Source organism: Streptomyces sp. NPDC033229, from assembly GCF_055576875.1.
Genome location: NZ_JBVIQR010000027.1, coordinates 21,786 through 40,127 on the forward strand (window position 1 = coordinate 21,786; position 18,342 = coordinate 40,127).

14 protein-coding genes are annotated in these 18,342 nt (G+C 73.3%); 7 read left to right on the plus strand and 7 right to left on the minus strand.

The annotated features are described in order from the left end of the window. Positions 1–12 precede the first annotated feature (12 nt). Positions 13–2,241 carry an MMPL family transporter gene (locus tag ACZ53N_RS23125; protein WP_469142715.1) on the plus strand — a complete coding sequence of 743 codons (2,229 nt, stop codon included), beginning with the start codon at positions 13–15 and terminating at the stop codon, positions 2,239–2,241. On the opposite strand, the gene ACZ53N_RS23130 is transcribed toward ACZ53N_RS23125, so the two are convergent. From ACZ53N_RS23130 to iolC, 7 genes are all read right to left on the minus strand, one after another. Then, positions 2,205–3,488 (minus strand): cytochrome P450, encoded by a 1,284-nt coding sequence (locus ACZ53N_RS23130; RefSeq protein ID WP_469142716.1) that lies wholly within the window; start codon positions 3,486–3,488, stop codon positions 2,205–2,207. The genes ACZ53N_RS23125 and ACZ53N_RS23130 overlap by 37 nt on opposite strands. Positions 3,489–3,573: 85 nt before the next feature. Further along, entirely contained in the window at positions 3,574–4,914 is a 1,341-nt protein-coding gene (locus tag ACZ53N_RS23135) for a S28 family serine protease (protein ID WP_469142717.1), read from the minus strand. 99 nt (positions 4,915–5,013) lie between these two features. Next, complete coding sequence (locus ACZ53N_RS23140) at positions 5,014–6,507, minus strand: CoA-acylating methylmalonate-semialdehyde dehydrogenase (protein ID WP_469142718.1); 1,494 nt, start codon at positions 6,505–6,507, stop codon at positions 5,014–5,016. 15 nt (positions 6,508–6,522) lie between these two features. Further along, positions 6,523–8,397 carry a 3D-(3,5/4)-trihydroxycyclohexane-1,2-dione acylhydrolase (decyclizing) gene (gene iolD / locus ACZ53N_RS23145; RefSeq protein ID WP_469142719.1) on the minus strand — a complete coding sequence of 625 codons (1,875 nt, stop codon included), beginning with the start codon at positions 8,395–8,397 and terminating at the stop codon, positions 6,523–6,525. Continuing rightward, on the minus strand, positions 8,394–9,305 hold the full coding sequence (iolB, locus tag ACZ53N_RS23150; RefSeq protein ID WP_469142720.1) for a 5-deoxy-glucuronate isomerase: 912 nt from the start codon (positions 9,303–9,305) through the stop codon (positions 8,394–8,396). The genes iolD and iolB overlap by 4 nt, the downstream gene beginning before the upstream one ends. A 178-nt stretch (positions 9,306–9,483) precedes the next feature. After that, on the minus strand, positions 9,484–10,365 hold the full coding sequence (locus ACZ53N_RS23155) for a Cgl0159 family (beta/alpha)8-fold protein (RefSeq protein WP_469142721.1): 882 nt from the start codon (positions 10,363–10,365) through the stop codon (positions 9,484–9,486). Between the two features lie 12 nt (positions 10,366–10,377). Further along, positions 10,378–11,355: a 5-dehydro-2-deoxygluconokinase gene (iolC, locus tag ACZ53N_RS23160; RefSeq protein ID WP_469142722.1), complete on the minus strand. Its 978-nt coding sequence runs from the start codon at positions 11,353–11,355 to the stop codon at positions 10,378–10,380. A gap of 261 nt (positions 11,356–11,616) precedes the next feature. Between iolC and ACZ53N_RS23165 the strand changes: the two genes are divergently transcribed. The 6 genes from ACZ53N_RS23165 to ACZ53N_RS23190 all read left to right on the plus strand — a co-directional run bounded on the left by ACZ53N_RS23165 (position 11,617) and on the right by ACZ53N_RS23190 (position 18,262). Continuing rightward, positions 11,617–12,561: a sugar phosphate isomerase/epimerase family protein gene (locus ACZ53N_RS23165; RefSeq protein WP_469142723.1), complete on the plus strand. Its 945-nt coding sequence runs from the start codon at positions 11,617–11,619 to the stop codon at positions 12,559–12,561. A 130-nt stretch (positions 12,562–12,691) separates the two neighbouring features. After that, on the plus strand, positions 12,692–13,726 hold the full coding sequence (locus tag ACZ53N_RS23170; RefSeq protein ID WP_469142724.1) for a Gfo/Idh/MocA family protein: 1,035 nt from the start codon (positions 12,692–12,694) through the stop codon (positions 13,724–13,726). Between the two features lie 337 nt (positions 13,727–14,063). Further along, positions 14,064–15,092 (plus strand): Gfo/Idh/MocA family protein, encoded by a 1,029-nt coding sequence (locus ACZ53N_RS23175; RefSeq protein WP_469142725.1) that lies wholly within the window; start codon positions 14,064–14,066, stop codon positions 15,090–15,092. A gap of 197 nt (positions 15,093–15,289) precedes the next feature. Next, positions 15,290–15,496 carry a helix-turn-helix transcriptional regulator gene (locus tag ACZ53N_RS23180; RefSeq protein ID WP_362219177.1) on the plus strand — a complete coding sequence of 69 codons (207 nt, stop codon included), beginning with the start codon at positions 15,290–15,292 and terminating at the stop codon, positions 15,494–15,496. A 229-nt stretch (positions 15,497–15,725) separates the two neighbouring features. Beyond that, a complete protein-coding gene (locus ACZ53N_RS23185) occupies positions 15,726–15,959 on the plus strand; it encodes a heavy-metal-associated domain-containing protein (protein ID WP_469142726.1) in 234 nt (77 codons plus the stop codon). A gap of 47 nt (positions 15,960–16,006) precedes the next feature. Then, positions 16,007–18,262 carry a heavy metal translocating P-type ATPase gene (locus ACZ53N_RS23190; RefSeq protein WP_469142727.1) on the plus strand — a complete coding sequence of 752 codons (2,256 nt, stop codon included), beginning with the start codon at positions 16,007–16,009 and terminating at the stop codon, positions 18,260–18,262. Positions 18,263–18,342: the final 80 nt, after the last annotated feature.

Below are 18,342 nucleotides of genomic sequence, written 5' to 3' on the forward strand. Positions count from 1 at the left end.
ACAGCGGCCCTCGTGGCTGATCGTCACCCCCGCACCCGGAGCGGAGCCGGCTCGCGGCGTGCCGCGTGGGTCGTGTTGCTCCTGGTGTCCCTGTTTGGCTGTGTGGCGGCCGTGGGCGCGCTCGGGACCCACACCCGGCTGTCACCCGAAGCCATCCTGCCCGCCTCGGCCGAGTCCGTCCGTGCCGAAGCCGTCCTGGTCTCCCGCTTCGGTGCCGGGGAACCGCACCTGATGCTGCTCGCCACGACCTCCGGCTCCGTCGACGAACAGGGGGCCGCCACGTCCGGCCGAGACCTCACCGACCGGCTCGCGGCCGATCCCCGCACCGCCTGGGTCCGGAGTTACTGGCCCCGGCGTCCGGCCGGGCTGCGCACGGCCGACCGGCACCGCGCCCTGATTCTGGTCCGGTTCCGCGGCGACGAACGCGCGTCGCGCGCCGCCGGTGACGACGTCGTCGCCCGGTACACCGGGAGGACCGGGCCGCTGCGCGTCTCCGCGGCCGGCACGGTCGCTGTCCTCTCCGAGAGCGACCGCCTCAGCGAGCGGGGCCTTCGCCTGGCCGAGATCGTCGCCATGCCCCTCGTGCTGCTGGTCCTGCTGTGGACGTTCGGGAGCGCGGTGGCGGCGCTGATCCCCGTGGCGGTGGGTGTCCTCGCGGTCGTCAGCACCACGGCGTTCCTGCGCCTGCTGACCGAGGTGACCACGGTGTCGGCCTTCGCCCTCAACATCACCACCGCCCTGGGCTTCGGACTCGCCGTGGACTACTGCCTGCTCCTGGTCAGCCGCTTCCGCGAGGAGCTGGCGCGGGAGGGGAGCACCGGCCCGGCCGTGCGGGCGACGCTGCGGACGGCCGGGCGCGCCGTGGCGTTCTCCGGGGCCATCGTCGCCGTGTGCCTGTGCACCCTGCTCGTCTTTCCTCTCCCCCTGGTCCGGTCGATCGCCTACGGCGGTGTCGCGGTGGTACTCGCCTCCGTCGCCGGGGTGCTGCTGGTGGTTCCCGCACTGCTGGTGCTGCTCGGGGAGCGCGTGAACCGCCTGGACGTCTTCGCCCGACTGCGGCCGCGGAAAAGGACGCTCTCCGCCGAGGGGGCGGGCGCGTGGTACCGGCTGGCCCTGTGGGTGACGAGGAGACCGGCGGCGGTCGCGGTCGGCGTGCTGCTCCTGCTCGGTCTCCTGGCCGCGCCGGCCGCCCTGACGAGGTTCGGCATGTACGGCGACCGGCTGCTTCCGCACTCCTCCCCGGTCGCCCGGACGTCCCAGGAGGTGCGCGCCGCCTTCGCGGCGACCGTGTCGGACAGGCCGTCCGTGGTCCTCCTCGGTCCGGGTGCCGCGCGTTCCGCGGAGGCGGTCGACGGGTTCGCCCGTCGCCTGTCCCGCGTCCCGGGTGTGCGGCGGGTGGATACGGCCACGGGTGCCTATCGGCAGGGGCGGAGGTCGGCGCTCCCGCCCGGTCCGGCGGAACGGTTCACGGTCGGCGGCGCCACCCGGCTGTCGGTCGTCCCTGCCACCGGGCCCGCCCCGCAGGACGGCCTCACGCCGGAGGGCAGCCGGCTGGCCGCGAGGCTGCGTGCGGTCCCCGCGCCGGCGCCGGTGCTCGTGGGCGGGGCCGGGGCCCGACTGGACGACGTCAAGGGGGTGTTGGCCGATCGACTGCCGCCGGCCGTCGGCTTCGCCGCCTCCGCCACCTTCGTGTTGCTCCTGGTCTTCACCCGCAGCCTCCTCATCCCGGTCAAGGCGCTGCTGTTGAACGCCCTGAGCCTGATGGCCACGTTCGGGCTCCTGGTCGCCGTCTTCCAGGAAGGGTGGTCGGCCGGTGTGTTCCTCGGCCCCCGGGGTGTGGGGGTCACCGACGTGATCGCCCCGTTGATGTTCGCGGTCGCGTTCGGCCTCTCCATGGACTACGAGATGTTCCTGCTGTCGCGCATCGTCGAGGAGCACCGCCGGGGAGCCTCCACCTCGACAGCCGTGGCCACCGGACTACAGCACAGCGGGCGGCTGTTCACCTCGGCGGCCGTCGTGTTCGCGACGGTGACGGCCTCGCTCGCCCTGTCGGACCTGTTGCACCTTCAGGTCGTCGGCACCGGGCTGGCCGTGGCCGTCCTGCTGGACTGCACCGTCATCCGCGCGCTGCTCGTTCCCGCCCTGATGCAGCTCGTGGGCCGGGCGAACTGGTGGCTGCCCGGGGCGCGCGCGAAGGACCGCGGTCAGGAAAGGAAGACCGGCAGGGACCGTACCCCGTAGACGATGGACAGCTCCCGGAAGTCGATCGCGTCCGGCTCGATGGCCAGTCGCGCGGCGGGGAACCGCCGTACCAGCGCGGGACAGGCGGCCCGTAGCTGCATCCTCGCCAGTTCGGCGCCGACACACCGATGGATGCCGTGGCCGAAGGCCAGGTGGGAGGTGGCCCGCCGGGTCGGGTCGAACTCCGTCGTGCCGGGCCCCGGGGGCCCGGCGCGGTTGGCTGCACTGAGCGAACACAGCACCGCGTCGCCCTTGGCCATCCGCACACCGGAGACGACGACGTCCCGCCGGGCGAACCGCGGGAACGCCACCTGGACGACCGAGAGGTGGCGCAGGAGCTCCTCCACCAGTGCGTCGACGGGTATCTCCCCGTCCCGGACCAGGCGGCACAGTGCGGGACTCCTCAGCAGGACGAGGGACCCCAGGGCCAGCATGCTCGCCGTCGTCTCCAGCCCGCCGGTCAGCACTCCGTCGGCCAGCCCGGCGAGTTCCCTGTCACCGACCTCGTCGCCGTGCTCGCGTACGAGCATGCCGAGCAGACCGTCACCGGGGGACGCCCGTTGTTGTCGCACCCATTCCGTCAGCTGCGCCATGGCTGCCGACGTGGCGCCGAGCAAGCCGTCCAGTCCGTCGGACGCGTCGAAGTGGGCCACGCTCAGTTCCTGGAACTCCGGGCGGCTCGCGTGCGGAACCCCGAGCAGTTCGCAGATCGTCAGAGCCGGGACGGGCAGCGCGAAGGACCGCACCAGGTCGACCGGGCCCGGTTCGTCCGCCATCGCGTCGAGCCGGGACTCGATGATCCCGTCGATCACGGGGGCGAGCCTGCCGAGCCGTCGGCCGGTGAATTCCGGTGTCAGCAGGCGGCGCAGCCGCGTGTGCTCCGGCGGGTCGCTGAACCCGAGGCCCCCGGGATGCCTTCGCGCGTCGACGCCCGCGCCCTCCACCAGCCGGGAGAAGTCATTGCTGAACGCATCCGGGCCGCCGAGAACCGCCTTGACCTCTTCGCGGCCGGTGACGAGCCAGACGTTGGCACCGAACCATCCGGCCACCCTGGTGACCGGTTCTGCCCCGTGCTCCCGGCCCTGGCCGACGACCGGGTCCACCCCCTCGCGCCGCAGGGCGACCAGTACCGAATCCGGGAGCAACGACCCGGCGGAGCGACCACGGCCGGCGCCGCGCGCTCTGAGCACCCGCGCGATATGGAGCCGTGTCAGGAGCGCAGCGACGGTGCAGCGACGACCGCTCATACCGGGACCGTAGCGTTCGGCCGTCTTCCCGGGGTGGGCCCCGCCCCCGATTCCACCGAACCGGTGAGGACGCGGTACCGCCCGCCTACCGCCCCGCCCACCGGCCGAGCGCCGCCTCGGCGCGGGCGCGGGCGTCGGGCGCCAGGTCCGTCAGCCGCGCGCGGTGGTTGGCCGTCGCGACCTCGACGTACGCGTCACGGCTGCCGCGGCCGAGCCGGAAGCGCTCGGCCGTGGCCGGGTCCCTCTCGCCGTAGACGAAGAGCAGTTCGCTGCCGTGGCGGCGCACCCAGCGGTCGATGTCGGCCATCGCGCGCGGCTGGAAGCGCAGCGGGATGTCCCGGGGGACGTAGCTGCGGACGTCCTGGACGCCGGGGTGGCGCAGCAGTCCGTCCAGGTGCGGGGCCCGGTACTGCGGGTACCCGAGCTGGGTGCCCAGCTGGTGGAAGTACGGGGTCAGGGCGCCCAGCACCTGGTCGGTGTAGTTCTTGAGGCCGGACGTTTCGTCCAGCCACGCGTACAGCTCGTCCGTCGAGGCGGTGGGCGCCGGGACCTCCGCGCACTTGGTGGCGTCGCCGTACTGCCAGAACATCGGCACGGCGCGCAGCACGGCGAGTTCGAGTGCCCGGTCCGCCCCGCCGACCGTGGTGAAGGTCCGCTGCTCCTTCGCCGCCCAGCCGGTGTAGCGGTTCACCAGCTCGGTGCGCCGCACGAGCGCCTCCCGCTGTGCCGCCTTGAGCGCGGTCCGGCAGGCCGGGGTGCCCAGCCGCTCGACGAGCGCGTCGTACGCGGTGTCGTCGCGGTCGTCGGTGTTGTTCGGGGCGGAGTAGGCGACGGTGCCGTTCACGTCCCGTGGGTAGAAGCGGCGGTGGTAGACGGAGGTCATGCCGCCCTTGCTCCCGCCGGTGGAGATCCACGGGCCGCCGTACAGCGCCTTGAGCGCCTGGATCAGCCGGTGGTGGTCGCTCGCCGCCTGCCAGATGTCCAGCGTCGAGTAGTCCACGGCCTGCGACTGCGGCCGGGAGGTGCCGAAGTACCGCTGCTCGGTGGAGATCTGGTTGCCGTCGACGAGCTTCGTGGGCTCCGATCTGAACGCGGGGTCCGCGCCCAGTGCGTAGCCCGTCGTGTAGAGCACCATCGGCTGCCGGACGGACTTGTGCAGCAGGGTCAGCCGCTGCTCGAACGTCCCCCGCTCGGGGTGGCGGTGGTCGACGGGCTGCCGGTAGCTCAGCTCGAAGTAGCGGTAGCCGGGGGCGGCGGGCTTCTCACCGGTCAGCCGCATGCCGGGCACGGCTTCGACCCTGGCCCGGATGTCGGTGTCGGGCGTCTCCTCCAGGGCCCCCGCCTGCGTCGTGGGAGCCAGCAGCCCGGCGAGCAGGCCGAGGGTGACGAGAGGGCGGCGTGTCCGGGTGCGCGTGTGCTTCCTCATGCCCGCCAGTCAACCGGCCGCGCCCGGCCGCCGGACCCCCCGCGCGTGTGAGCGGCCTCCCCCGCGTGGGGGAGGCCGCTCAGGCCGTGTCAGCGCGTGTCAGCGGTGGCTGGGGAAGCCCAGGTCGACGCCGCCGTCCTCGGGGTTCGGCCAGCGGGTCGTGACGACCTTGCCGCGGGTGTAGAAGTGCACGCCGTCGTTGCCGTAGATGTGGTGGTCGCCGAAGATCGAGTCCTTCCAGCCGCCGAAGGAGTGGTAGCCGACCGGGACCGGGATGGGGACGTTGACGCCCACCATGCCCGCCTGGACCTCCAGTTGGAAGCGGCGGGCCGCGCCGCCGTCGCGGGTGAAGATGGCGGTGCCGTTGCCCCACGGCGAGGCGTTGATGAGGGCGATCCCCTCCTCGTACGTCGCGGCGCGCAGCACGCACAGGACGGGGCCGAAGATCTCGTCGCGGTAGGCGTCCGCGTCCGTGGACACCTTGTCCAGCAGGGACAGGCCGATCCAGTGGCCGTCCTCGTAGCCCTCGACGGTGAAGCCCGTGCCGTCGAGGACGACCTCGGCGCCCTGGGCGGCCGCGCCGTGGACGTAGGAGGCGACCTTGTCGCGGTGGGCCTTGGTGATGAGGGGGCCCATCTCGGACGTGGGGTCGTCGCCGGGGCCGATCTTGATCTTCTCGGCGCGGTCGCGGATCTTCGCCACGAGGGCGTCGCCCGTGTCGCCCACGGCGACGACCGCCGAGATCGCCATGCAGCGCTCGCCGGCCGACCCGTAGGCGGCGGAGACGGCCGCGTCGGCGGCGGCGTCGAGGTCGGCGTCGGGGAGGACCAGCATGTGGTTCTTGGCGCCGCCGAGGGCCTGGACGCGCTTGCCGTGGGACGTGGCCACGCCGTGGATGTGGCGGGCGATGGGGGTGGAGCCGACGAAGGAGACGGCCGCCACGTCCGGGTGTTCCAGGAGCCGGTCGACGGCGACCTTGTCCCCGTGCACGACGTTCAGCACGCCGTCCGGCAGCCCGGCCTCGGCGGCGAGTTCGGCGAGGCGCAGCGCGGCCGAGGGGTCCTTCTCGCTCGGCTTGAGGACGAAGGTGTTGCCGCAGGCGATGGCGAGCGGGAACATCCACATCGGCACCATGGCCGGGAAGTTGAAGGGCGTGATGCCCGCGACGACGCCGAGCGGCTGGCGGATCGAGGCGACGTCCACGCCGCCGGACACCTGGGTGGACAGCTCGCCCTTGAGCTGGAGGGTGATGCCACAGGCCAGTTCGACGATCTCCAGACCGCGGGCGACCTCGCCGAGCGCGTCGGAGTGCACCTTGCCGTGCTCGGCGGTGATCAGCTCGGCGAGTTCGTCGCGGTGGGCGTCGAGCAGGGCGCGGTAGCGGAACAGCACCGCCGTGCGCGTGGCCAGTGAGGACGTACCCCAGGTGCCGAACGCGGCCTTGGCCGCCGCGACGGCCGCGTCGACCTCCTCGGCGGACGCGAAGGCGACCCGGGTGGTGACGGCGCCGGTGGCCGGGTCGGTGACCTGTCCGAACGCGCCGGAGGCACCCTCGACGGACGTGCCGCCGATCCAGTGGTTGACGGTCTTCATCTGCTGCGACCTCTCTTACGTTCCAAGGTAACGGCGGCGGGCGGCGGCGTGGCGCTCGTAGTCCCGGCGGGCCCTGACGGCCGCCGGGCGGGTCGCGGTCTCGGCGACAGGCACATCCCACCACGCCTGGGCGGGGGGCGCCCCGGACACACTGTCGGCTGTTTCGGTCTCCACATAGACACATGTGGGCCGGTCCGAGGCGCGCGCTTCCGCGAGCGCCGTGCGCAGCTCACCGGCCGTGCGGGCGCGCAGCACGGCCATCCCGAGGGAGGCGGCGTTGGCGGCCAGGTCCACGGGCAGCGGGTCGCCGGAGTACGTGCCGTCGGGGGCCCGGTAGCGGTAGGCGGTGCCGAAGCGCTCGCCGCCGACCGCCTCCGAGAGGCCGCCGATGGAGGCGTAGCCGTGGTTCTGGATCAGGACGACCTTGATCGCGATGCCCTCCTGCACGGCGGTGACGAGCTCGGTGGGCATCATCAGATACGTGCCGTCGCCGACGAGCGCCCACACGGGCCGGTCCGGGGCGGCCAGCCGGACGCCGATGGCGGCCGGGATCTCGTAGCCCATGCAGGAGTAGCCGTACTCCAGGTGGTACTGGCGGCGGGAGCGGGCCCGCCACAGCTTGTGCAGATCGCCGGGGAGCGACCCCGCCGCGTTGACGATCACGTCCTCGTCGCCGACGACGGCGTCCAGCGCGCCGAGCACCTGGGCCTGGGTGGGGCGGGCGCCCGGGTCCGCCACCGCGTACGCGCGCTCGACCTCCGCCTCCCAGGCGGCCTTCCCCGCGGCGTACTCGCTCTCGTACGGAGCCGGGACCCGGTATCCGGCCAGGGCTTCGGCGAGCGCCCGCAGTCCGGCGCGGGCGTCGGCGACCAGCGGCAGGGCGGCGAGCTTGTGGGCGTCGAAGGAGGTGATGTTGAGGTTGACGAAGCGGACGCCGGGCGCGAAGAGGGTCGCGGAGGCGGTGGTGAAGTCGCTGTAGCGGGTGCCGACGCCGATGACCACGTCGGCGGTGCGGGCCAGTTCGTCGGCGACGGCCGTCCCGGTGTGGCCGATGCCGCCGACGTCCGCGGGGTGGTCGTGGCGCAGCGAGCCCTTGCCCGCCTGGGTCGAGGCGACGGGGACGCCGGTCGCCTCGACGAGCGCGCGCAGGGCGTCCTCGGCCTCGCTGTGGTGGACGCCGCCGCCCGCGACGATCAGGGGCCGCCGGGCGGCCCGTACGGCCGCCGCCGCGTCGGCGGTCGCGGCCGGGTCGGGTGCCGGGCGGCGCACGTGCCAGACGCGGTCGGCGAAGAACTCCTCGGGCCAGTCGTACGCCTCCGCCTGGACGTCCTGGGGCAGGGCGAGGGTGACGGCCCCCGTCTCGGCGGGGTCGGCCAGCACCCGCATGGCCGTCAGGGCGGCGGGGATCAGCGCCTCGGGGCGGGTGATCCGGTCGAAGTACCGCGACACCGGGCGCAGACAGTCGTTGACGGAGACGTCGCCCGCGCCGACGGGTTCGAGCTGCTGGAGGACGGGGTCGGCGGGCCGGGTGGCGAAGGTGTCGCCGGGGAGCAGCAGGACGGGCAGCCGGTTGATCGTGGCGAGCGCGGCACCGGTGACGAGGTTGGTGGCGCCGGGGCCGATGGAGGTGGTGACGGCGTGCGCGGCGAGCCGGTCGCGCTGGCGGGCGAAGCCGACGGCGGCATGGACCATGGCCTGTTCGTTGCGGCCCTGGAGGTAGGGCAGGGCGCCCTCGGACTCCAGCAGCGCCTGCCCGATTCCGGCGACGTTGCCGTGGCCGAAGATCCCCCAGCAGGCGTCGATCAGCCGCTGCCTGCTGCCGTCGCGCTCGGTGTACTGGTGGGCGAGGAAAGCGACGAGGGCCTGCGCGACCGTGAGCCGTCGGGTCATCGGGCTTCTCCCTGGGTGTGTTCCTGCCGGGCGGGTTCCTGTGCGGCGGGGTAGAGCGGCAGGCGCGGGTCCACGGGTCGCTCGGGCCAGGTCCCGCGGATCCAGGCGTGGTCGGGGTGGTCGCAGATCAGCCACTGCCGCTCGGCGCCCGGCCCGGCCATCACATTGAGGTAGTACATGTCGTGGCCGGGGGCGGCCATGGACGGGCCGTGCCAGCCGTCGGGGATCAGCACGGCGTCACCGCTGCGGACCTCGGCGAGGACATCGGTCCCCTTCTCCCGCGACGGCGACACCCGTTGGTATCCGAGGCCGGTGTCGTCGCCGGCGATCTCGAAGTAGTAGATCTCCTCCAGCTCCGACTCCAGACCGGGGCGGTCCTCGTCGTGCTTGTGCGGCGGGTAGGACGACCAGTTGCCGCCGGGGGTGAGCACCTCGACGGCGATGAGCCTGTCGCACTCGAAGACGCCGGCGGCGGCGAAGTTGTTGACCTGCCGGGAGCAGTTGCCGGTGCCGCGCAGCTCGACGGGCACGCCGGAGGCGGGCCCGTAGCGGGCGGGCAGCCTGCGCTCGCAGCGCGCCCCGGTGAGCGCGAAGCGGCCGCCGGCCGGGGAGGCGACGGTGGCGCGCGCGTCACGCGGCAGATAAGCGAAGTCGGTGACGGCGGTGAACACGCTGTCCCGGCCGTGGAGTTCGAAGGCCTCACCGCTGTCGGTGACGACGGTGCAGCCGCCGCTGAGGGGCAGCACGATCCATTCGCTGTCACCGGTGGGGAAGCTGTGGCTGCCGCCGGGGGGCAGCGTCAGGATGCGCAGGGAGGAGTAGCGCCAGCCGGCGCGCTCGGGGGTGATGTCCACGGCGTACGGGCCGCTTGCCGTCCCGGCGGGTAGGTGGCGCTTCGCGGAAGTCATACGGTCCTCGTCTCGTGGCTCGCGTGAGGGAAACCGGGGCTCCGCCCCGGACCCCGGTCCGGGGTCGCCGGACGGGCTTGAAAATCGAGCCCGTCCGGCGATTGAGGACACCGCGCGTAGCGCGGCTGGGGAGCAACGACGCGCCACTGGCACAGCCTCCCCCGGCGAAGGCGAACCGTCACAACAACCCCACAGCCGCATCCACCGCACCCACCACATCCCCGTCCGCCGGATACAGCAGGGCCCGCCCCACCACCAGCCCCTGAACCGTCGGCAGCCGAAGCGCCGCCCGCCACCTCTCGTACGCCGCGTCCTGGTCGTCCCCCACGTCGCCGCCGAGCAGGACGGCCGGGAGGGTGGAGGTTTCCATCACCCTCGCCATGTCGTCGGCGTCGTCGGTGACGGGCACCTTGAGCCAGGTGTAGGCGGAGGTGCCGGCCAGGCCGGAGGCGATGGCGATGGACTTGGTGACGGCCTCGGCGCTCAGGTCGTTGTGGACCTTGCCCGCGACGCGCCGGGAGAGGAAGGGCTCGACGAACACGGGCAGCCGGTGGGCGGCCATGTCGTCGATGGCGCGCGCGGTGGCGACTATCGTGCTCAGCGAGCCGGGGTCGTCGTAGTCGATGCGCAGCAGCAGCTTGCCCGCGTCGAAGCCGAGGCCGACCAGGTCGGCGGCGCGGTGGCCGGTGAAGCGGTCGTCCATCTCGAAGGCCGCGCCGGCGAGGCCGCCGCGGTTCATGGACCCGACGACGACCTTGTGTTCGAGGGCGCCGAGCAGCAGCAGGTCGTCGAGGATGTCGGCGGTGCCGAGGACGCCGTCCACGCCGGGGCGGGAGAGCGCGAGGCACAACCGTTCCAGCAGGTCGGCCCGGTTGGCCATGGCGTGGGCGCGGTCGCCGACGGCGAGGACGCCGCGCGCGGTGTGGTCGGCGGCGATGATCAGGAGTCGGCCGCTGTCGCCGACCAGCGGGCGCCGGGCCCGGCGGGCCGCCGCCTCGGCGACGGCCTCGGGATGCCTGCTCCGCACCTTCACGAGGTCGGGGATACCGATGGTGCTCACGCGGTGCCTCTTTCAGGCGAGGAGTTCGTCGATCTCGGCCGAGGTGGGCATCGCGGCCGAGCAGGAGAGCCGGGAGGCGACCAGCGCCCCGGCGGCGTTGGCGTAGCGGATCACGCGCTCGAGGTCCCAGCCCGCGAGCAGCCCGTGGCACAGCGCGCCGCCGAACGCGTCACCCGCGCCGAGTCCGTTGACGACCTCCACCACCACCGGCGGCACCTCGGCGACGGTGCCGTCACGGTGCGCGGCGAGCACACCCTTGGGGCCCTGCTTGACGACGGCGAGTTCGACCCCGGCGGCCAGCAGGGCCCGGGCGCAGTCGACCGGTTCGCGGACGCCGGTGGCGATCTCGCACTCGTCGAGGTTGCCGACGGCCACGGTCGCGTGGCCGAGCGCCTTCGCGTACTGCTCACGGGCCTCGTCGGGGTCCCTCCAGAACATCGGCCGCCAGTCGAGGTCGAAGACGGTGACGCCCCCGGTGCCCGCGGCCGTGCGCGCCTCCAGGGCGGCGAGCGTGGCGGTACGGCTCGGCTCCTCACAGAGGCCGGTGCCGGTCATCCAGAAGATCCGAGCCCCGCACACGGCGGCCAGGTCGAGCTCGTCGGCGCGCAGCTCCATGTCCGGTGCCTTGGGCCGTCGGTAGAAGTAGAGAGGGAAGTCGTCGGGCGGGAAGATCTCGCAGAAGGTGAGCGGGGTGGGGTGGTCGGGGCTGGTCAGGACGTGCCGGTCGTCCACGCCGAAGTCGCGCAGCGCCCGGTGGACGTACTCGCCGAACGGGTCCGCCCCCGTACGGCTGACGAGGGCGGTGCGCCGCCCCAGCCGGGCGGCGGCGACCGCGACATTGGCGGGCGAGCCGCCGAGGAACCTCCCGAAGGTCTCCACCCGTGCCAGCGGCACCCCGGTCTCGAGCGGATAGAGGTCGACCCCGACGCGGCCCATCGTGAGCAGGTCGTACGGCTCGACCGGCCCGGCCGGTTCGCTCATGTCTGCCATCTCCGTCCTCCCGCCGGCCGGCGGATCGGCTCCGGTCGGCTCGGGTCAGGTCTAGCCGGGCGCACGGGACCCTGTCAAGGATTTGTCCTTACATATGGACGTCCCTCGAAAGGGCATTGACTGTACGTCCATATGTCCGGACGAAGCCTTGACACCCATCTACCCGGCAGGGAAGCTACCGGCAACCCCACCCCTGCCCTTCGGCACGGGAGAACCAGCCCTTGACCGGTCACCGCCGACCGGCGAGAGGAGAGCCGCCGCATGCCCGCCGCCCACTCCCCTTCTCCCCCCTCCGGTTCCCCTGCCCAAAGCTCCCCCGGCCGGATCCGGGTCGGCTCCGCACCGGACTCCTGGGGCGTCTGGTTCCCCGACGACCCGCAGCAGGTCCCCTGGCAGCGCTTCCTCGACGAGGTCGCCGAGGCGGGTTACGCGTGGATCGAACTCGGCCCGTACGGCTACCTCCCCACCGACCCCGCCCGGCTGCGCGACGAGACGGAACGGCGCGGCCTGACCGTCTCCGCCGGCACGGTGTTCACGTCCCTGCACCGAGGGCCGAAGACCTGGGACACCACCTGGGCGCACGTCGAGCGGGTCGCCGAGCTGACCCGGGCGACGGGCGCGGGCCACCTCGTCGTCATCCCCTCCTTCTGGCGCGACGACAAGACCGCCGAGCTGATCGAGAGCCCCGAACTGACCGCCGAGCAGTGGCGTCACCTCACCACCGGCACGGAACGGCTGGCCCGCGAGGTGCGCGAGCGCTACGGGCTCGACATCGTCGTCCATCCGCACGCCGACACCCACATCGACACCGAGGCGCACGTCGAGCGCTTCCTCGACGCCACCGACTCCGACCTGGTGAACCTCTGTCTGGACACCGGGCACTACGCCTATTGCGGCGGGGACAGCGTCAAGCTCATCGAGACCTACGGCGAGCGGATCGGCTACCTCCATCTCAAGCAGGTGGACCCGGAGGTCCTCGCGGACGTCCTCGCCGAGGGCACCGCCTTCGGGCCTGCCGTCCGGCGCGGTGTGATGTGCGAACCGCCGCGCGGCGTACCGGCCCTGGAGCCCGTCCTGGCGGCCGCCCGCAAGCTGGACGTCGACCTCTTCGCCATCGTCGAACAGGACATGTACCCCTGCCCGCCGGACCGGCCGTTGCCCATCGCCCGGCGCACCCGCCGCTATCTGCGCTCGTGCGGCGCGTAGGCCTGGCCGGCGGATCGTCGCGAGTGCACCTCCGCTGCGCGGCAGTGTCCTCAAGCGCCGGACGGGCGAAGGTACCCGCCGCCGCAGGCGGTACGGACCGGCCCGCAGTCGAACGAGAACGAGGGAAGCCATGACACAGCGAGGAACACTCGGCGTGGCCGTGATCGGTACGGGCAGGATGGGCGCGGACCACGTCCGGCGGCTCGACGAAGTCGTCGGCGGGGCCCACGTCGCGGCCGTCGTGGACATCGACGGCGACCGCGCCAAGGAGATCGCCGACCGCCTCGACGGCGCCACCGCCTACACGGACCCGGCCGCCGCCATGGCCGCCGACGACGTGGACGCCGTCCTCATCGCCTCGCCCGGCCCGGCCCACGAGGCCGCGCTGCTCGAAGCGCTCGACCGCGACCTGCCGGTGCTGTGCGAGAAACCGCTCACCCCGGACGCCGCGTCCGGGCTGCGCGTCCTGGAGGCGGAGACCCGGCTCGGCCACCGTCGGGTGCAGGTGGGCTTCATGCGCCGCTACGACGCGGAGTACATGCGGCTGAAGTCGCTGCTGGACGCGGGCGAGTTCGGCCGGACGCTGATGCTGCACTGCCGCCACCGCAACGTGTCCACGCCGCCCGGGTTCACCGAGCAGATGATGATCAACGACTCGGTCGTGCACGAGATCGACGCCACGCGCTGGCTCCTCGACCAGGAGATCACCGCCGTCACCGTCCTCAAGCCCGCCCCCTCGTCGGCGGCGCCCGGGGCGCTGAGCGACCCTCAGCTCGTCCTCTTCGAGACCTCGGGCGGCGCGGTCGTCGACGTCGAGATCTTCGTCAACTGCGGCTTCGGCTACCAGGTGCGCTGCGAAGCGGTCGGCGAGCGCGGCACGGCACTGATCGGGGACGCGCACGGCCTGACCGTGAACGCCGCCGGGCGGTGGGGCGGCGAGATCGCCCCCGACTTCCGCCAGCGCTTCGAGGACGCGTACGACCGCGAGGTCCGCCACTGGGTCGACGCCACCCGCCGCGGCCTGGTCGAGGGCCCCAGCGTCTGGGACGGCTACGCGGCCGCGGTCGTGTGCGAAGCGGGCGTACGAGCGCAGACCGCGGGCCACCGCGTAGCGGTGGAACTACCGGAGCGCCCGGACCTGTACCGCGACCGCCCACCGGCGTGAGGCCCCGGGACGCGCGACGCCACCGGACGTCGGACGTGCCGGGTGCCCTTCCCTCCCCCACCCAGGGGCGGAGGCGCCGCAGGCCAACGGACCTGAGGGCTCGGGACGCGCAGGGGTGTTGCGGGACGTAAAGCGAAGCAGTCCCGCAACACCCCGGAGCGGCACGGGCCCGCCCCACAACAGACGCGCAGCGGCGCGAACGGCCCAAACCCCCACCCCCGCCGAAGGCGGGAAACGACGCCGCACCGGGACGGAGGCCCAAACCCCACCAGCCCGCCGCAGGCGAAACGGCGCCGCACCCGGCGAACCAAGGCCCGCCACAGAAAGGAGCAACCACATGCGGATCGGACTCCTAGGAGCAGGCCGCATCGGCACGTTCCACGCCAAAACTCTCGCGCACACCGACGGCGTCGACGCCCTCGTCATCGCCGACGCCGACCCGGCGCGAGCCGCCGCGCTCGCCGAGCGGCTCGGCGCCCGGACAGCAACCGCGGCAGCCACAACGGAAGCCGTCTTCCGGGCCGTGGACGCCGTGGTGATCGCCGCCGCGACCGCCGCACATGCCGACCTCATCACCGAAGCGGCACGCAACCGCCTGCCCGCGTTCTGCGAGAAACCGGTCGCGCTCGACCTGGACCGCACGGTCCGCGCGCTGCGCGAGGTCGAGTCGGCGGGGACGCTGTTGCAGATGGGGTTCCAGCGGCGCTTCGACGCCGGGTTCCAGGCCGCTCGGGAAGCGTTGCGGGCGGGACGGCTGGGGCGGGTGCACACCATCCGGGCCGTCACCTCGGACGCGGCGCCACCACCGGCGGAGTTCCTGCCGCTGTCCGGCGGGCTGATCCGCGACTGTCTGGTCCACGACTTCGACACCGTCCGCTGGCTGACGGGCCGTGAGGTGGTGGAGGTCTACGCCCGGGGCACGGACAACGGCGCGGCGTTCTTCCGCGCGGCCGGTGACGTGGACACCGCCGCCGTTCTGCTCACCCTGGACGACGACACGCTCGTCACCGCGACCGCCACCCGGTACAACGGCGCGGGGTACGACGTGCGGATGGAACTGTCCGGCGAGCACGACCAATGGGTGGTCGGGCTGGGCGACCGTACGCCCATGACATCGGCCGAACCGGGCGGGCCGGGGGCTCCCGTGCGGCCGTGGGGCGGCTTCCTGGAGCGGTTCGACCCCGCGTACCGCGCCGAGCTGGCCGCCTTCGTACGGGCCGTGCGGGGCGAGGTGCCCAACCCCTGTTCGGGGTGGGAGGGGCTGCGCGCGCTGGTCGTCGCGGAGGCGTGCGAGCTGTCGCGGCAGGAGGGCCGGCCCGTGCGGCCGGCGGAGGTTGCCGAGCGGGCGGGGCTCGCTTTCCCCTGACTGTCACCGAATGTCACCTCCGCGTCACAGTGGTCACGCTTGCGCGGTCCTTCCGTCACAGGCGATCGACAGCCCCGCCCGCCCGGTCACTCTGCGTCGTTCATGGGGGGGCAGGCTCAGTGATCAAGAACGGCCGCGCGGCAGCTTTCCGACGGATCCCCCCTCCGTGGCTGCGGCGCAGCGGAGAGGCGCGACAGATGACCGACCGTCGGCTCTGGTCCTATAAGGAAATCGCGGCACACATCGGAGTGCAGACCGACACCGTGCGGTCCTACCGCAAGCACGGACTGCTCCCCGCACCCGACCTCACCGAGGGCGGCAAGCCCTACTGGTTCGCGGACACCATCCGCGCCTGGGTCGCCCAGCGGCCCGGCAACCGCTCCCGGCGCGGATCGAAGGACTGAATCCGCCCTCTGCCCCCTCACCCCGCCCCACCAGCCGGGCCCCAGGCCGAGCTCCCCCTCGGCCTGGGGCCCATTTCCGTTACGGCGCGTTCCGTTACGGCGCGCGGGCAGGCGTACGCAGGTGCGCGACCGGGTGGAAATCCCCGGAACCCCTCCCTGTGGGAATACCCCTAGGGGGTAAGGTGTTGACGCTGTCGAGTTGATCGAGATCTACCGAGGAGCCACCACCATGAGCGCTGGGACGAACACCGCCCCCACCACCGTCTACCGTGTCACCGGCATGACCTGCGGCCACTGCGAGTCCGCCGTGACCAGCGAACTCACCGCGCTCCCCGGCGTCACCTCGGTGCAGGCCGTCGCGGCCACCGGCGAGGTCACCGTCACCGCCACCGCCCCGCTGGACGACGAGGCCGTCCGCGCCGCCGTCGACGAGGCCGGCTACGAACTGACCGGCCGCGTCTGACCCACCCGCGACCGCCCCCTGCCCGCCCGCCCGCCAGGAGCGACGCGATGACCAGCACGACACCCACCCGGACGACGCCGCCCACCGCCGAGGTGGAACTCGCCGTCGGCGGCATGACCTGCGCGTCGTGTGCCGCCCGCGTGGAGAAGAAGCTCAACCGGATGGACGGCGTCGAGGCCACCGTCAACTTCGCGACGGAGCGGGCGCGCGTCGCCTTCGGCCCGGGGGTGGAGATCGCCGACCTCATCGCCACCGTCGAAAGGACGGGCTACACCGCCGAGGTGCCCCGCCCGCCGGAGCCGGAAGCCGCGGAAGCGGATCAGGGTGACGGCGGCGCAGAGGCGGGCGGGCTGCGGCAGCGGCTGGCCGTCTCGCTGACGCTGTCCGTCCCCGTCGTCCTGATGGCGATGGTCCCCGCGCTGCAGTTCGACAAGTGGCAGTGGCTGTCGCTGACGCTGGCCGCCCCCGTCGTGGTCTGGGGTGGGCTGCCCTTCCACCGGGCGGCCTGGACCAACGCCCGGCACGGCACGGCCACCATGGACACGCTCGTCTCGATCGGCACCCTGGCCGCCTTCGGCTGGTCGCTGTGGGCACTGTTCCTCGGCACGGCGGGCATGCCGGGCATGCGGCACGGCTTCGACCTGACCGTCTCGCGGACGGACGGCTCGTCGGCGATCTATCTGGAGGCGGCGGCCGGGGTGACCACGTTCATCCTCGCCGGGCGCTTCCTGGAGGCGCGCTCCAAGCGGAAGGCGGGGGCCGCGCTGCGGGCGCTGCTGGAGCTGGGCGCCAAGGACGTGAGCGTGCTGCGCGACGGGCGCGAGCAGCGGATTCCCGTCTCCCGGCTGGCGGTCGGCGACCGGTTCGTCGTGCGGCCCGGGGAGACGGTCGCCACCGACGGCACGGTCACCGAGGGCGCCTCGGCGGTCGACGTCTCCATGCTCACGGGCGAGTCCCTGCCCATGGACGTCGCCATCGGCGACGCGGTGACCGGCGCGACCGTGAACACCTCCGGGCGCCTCGTCGTCGAGGCCGTCCGGGTCGGCTCGGACACCCAGCTCGCGCGGATGGCGAAGCTGGTCGAGGACGCGCAGAACGGCAAGGCCGAGGTGCAGCGCCTCGCGGACCGCGTCTCCGGCGTCTTCGTCCCCGTCGTGCTGCTGATCGCGCTCGGCACGCTGGCCGGCTGGCTGCTGGCCACCTCCGACGCCGCCGCGGCCTTCACCGCCGCCGTGGCCGTACTGATCATCGCCTGCCCCTGCGCCCTGGGGCTCGCCACCCCGACGGCCCTGATGGTCGGCACCGGCCGGGGCGCGCAGCTCGGCATCCTCATCAAGGGGCCGGAGGTGCTGGAGTCCACCCGCCGCGTCGACACGGTCGTCCTCGACAAGACCGGCACGGTCACCACCGGCCGGATGGGCCTGCACGACGTGGTCGCGGCGCCCGGGGTGGACGCGGACGAGCTGCTCCGGTACGCCGGGGCGCTGGAGCACGCCTCCGAGCACCCGATCGCGCGAGCGGTGGCGGAGGCCGCCGCCGGGCGGGTCGGCGCGCTGCCGACGCCGGAGCGGTTCGAGAACGTGCCGGGCCTCGGCGTGCGGGGTGTCGTCGACGGCCACGAGGTGCTGGTCGGCCGTGAGCCACTGCTCACCGGGCGGGGGATCGAGCTGTCCGGCGAGCTGGACCGGGCGGTGTCGGCGGCGCGGACGGCGGGCCGCACGGCGGTGCTGGTCGCCTGGGACGGGCGGGCACGCGGTGTCCTCGCCGTCGCGGACACGGTCAAGCCCACCAGCGCCCGGGCCGTGGCCGAGCTGCGGGCACTGGGGCTGACGCCGGTGCTGCTGACGGGTGACAACAAGGCGGTCGCCGACGCGGTGGCGGCCGAGGTCGGCATCGACGAGGTGATCGCCGAGGTTATGCCGCAGGACAAGGTCGACGTCGTCCGGCGGCTCCGGGCCGAGGGCCGTACGGTCGCGATGGTGGGCGACGGCGTCAACGACGCGGCTGCCCTGGCCACGGCCGATCTGGGTCTGGCGATGGGGACGGGCACGGACGCCGCCATCGAGGCGGGCGACCTCACACTCGTCCGGGGCGATCTACGGGTGGCGGCGGACGCGATCCGACTCGCGCGCCGGACGCTCGCGACCATCAAGGGCAATCTCTTCTGGGCCTTCGGCTACAACGTCGCCGCGCTGCCACTGGCCGCGGCCGGACTGCTGAACCCGATGATCGCAGGAGCGGCGATGGCCTTCTCGTCGGTGTTCGTCGTGACGAACAGCCTGCGACTGAGGCGGTTCACGTAGGCGCGTCCTCAAACGCCGGACGGGCTGGTTGTGGCGGAGCTCAGCCGAATCAAGCCCGTCCGGCGCTTGAGGACGCGCCC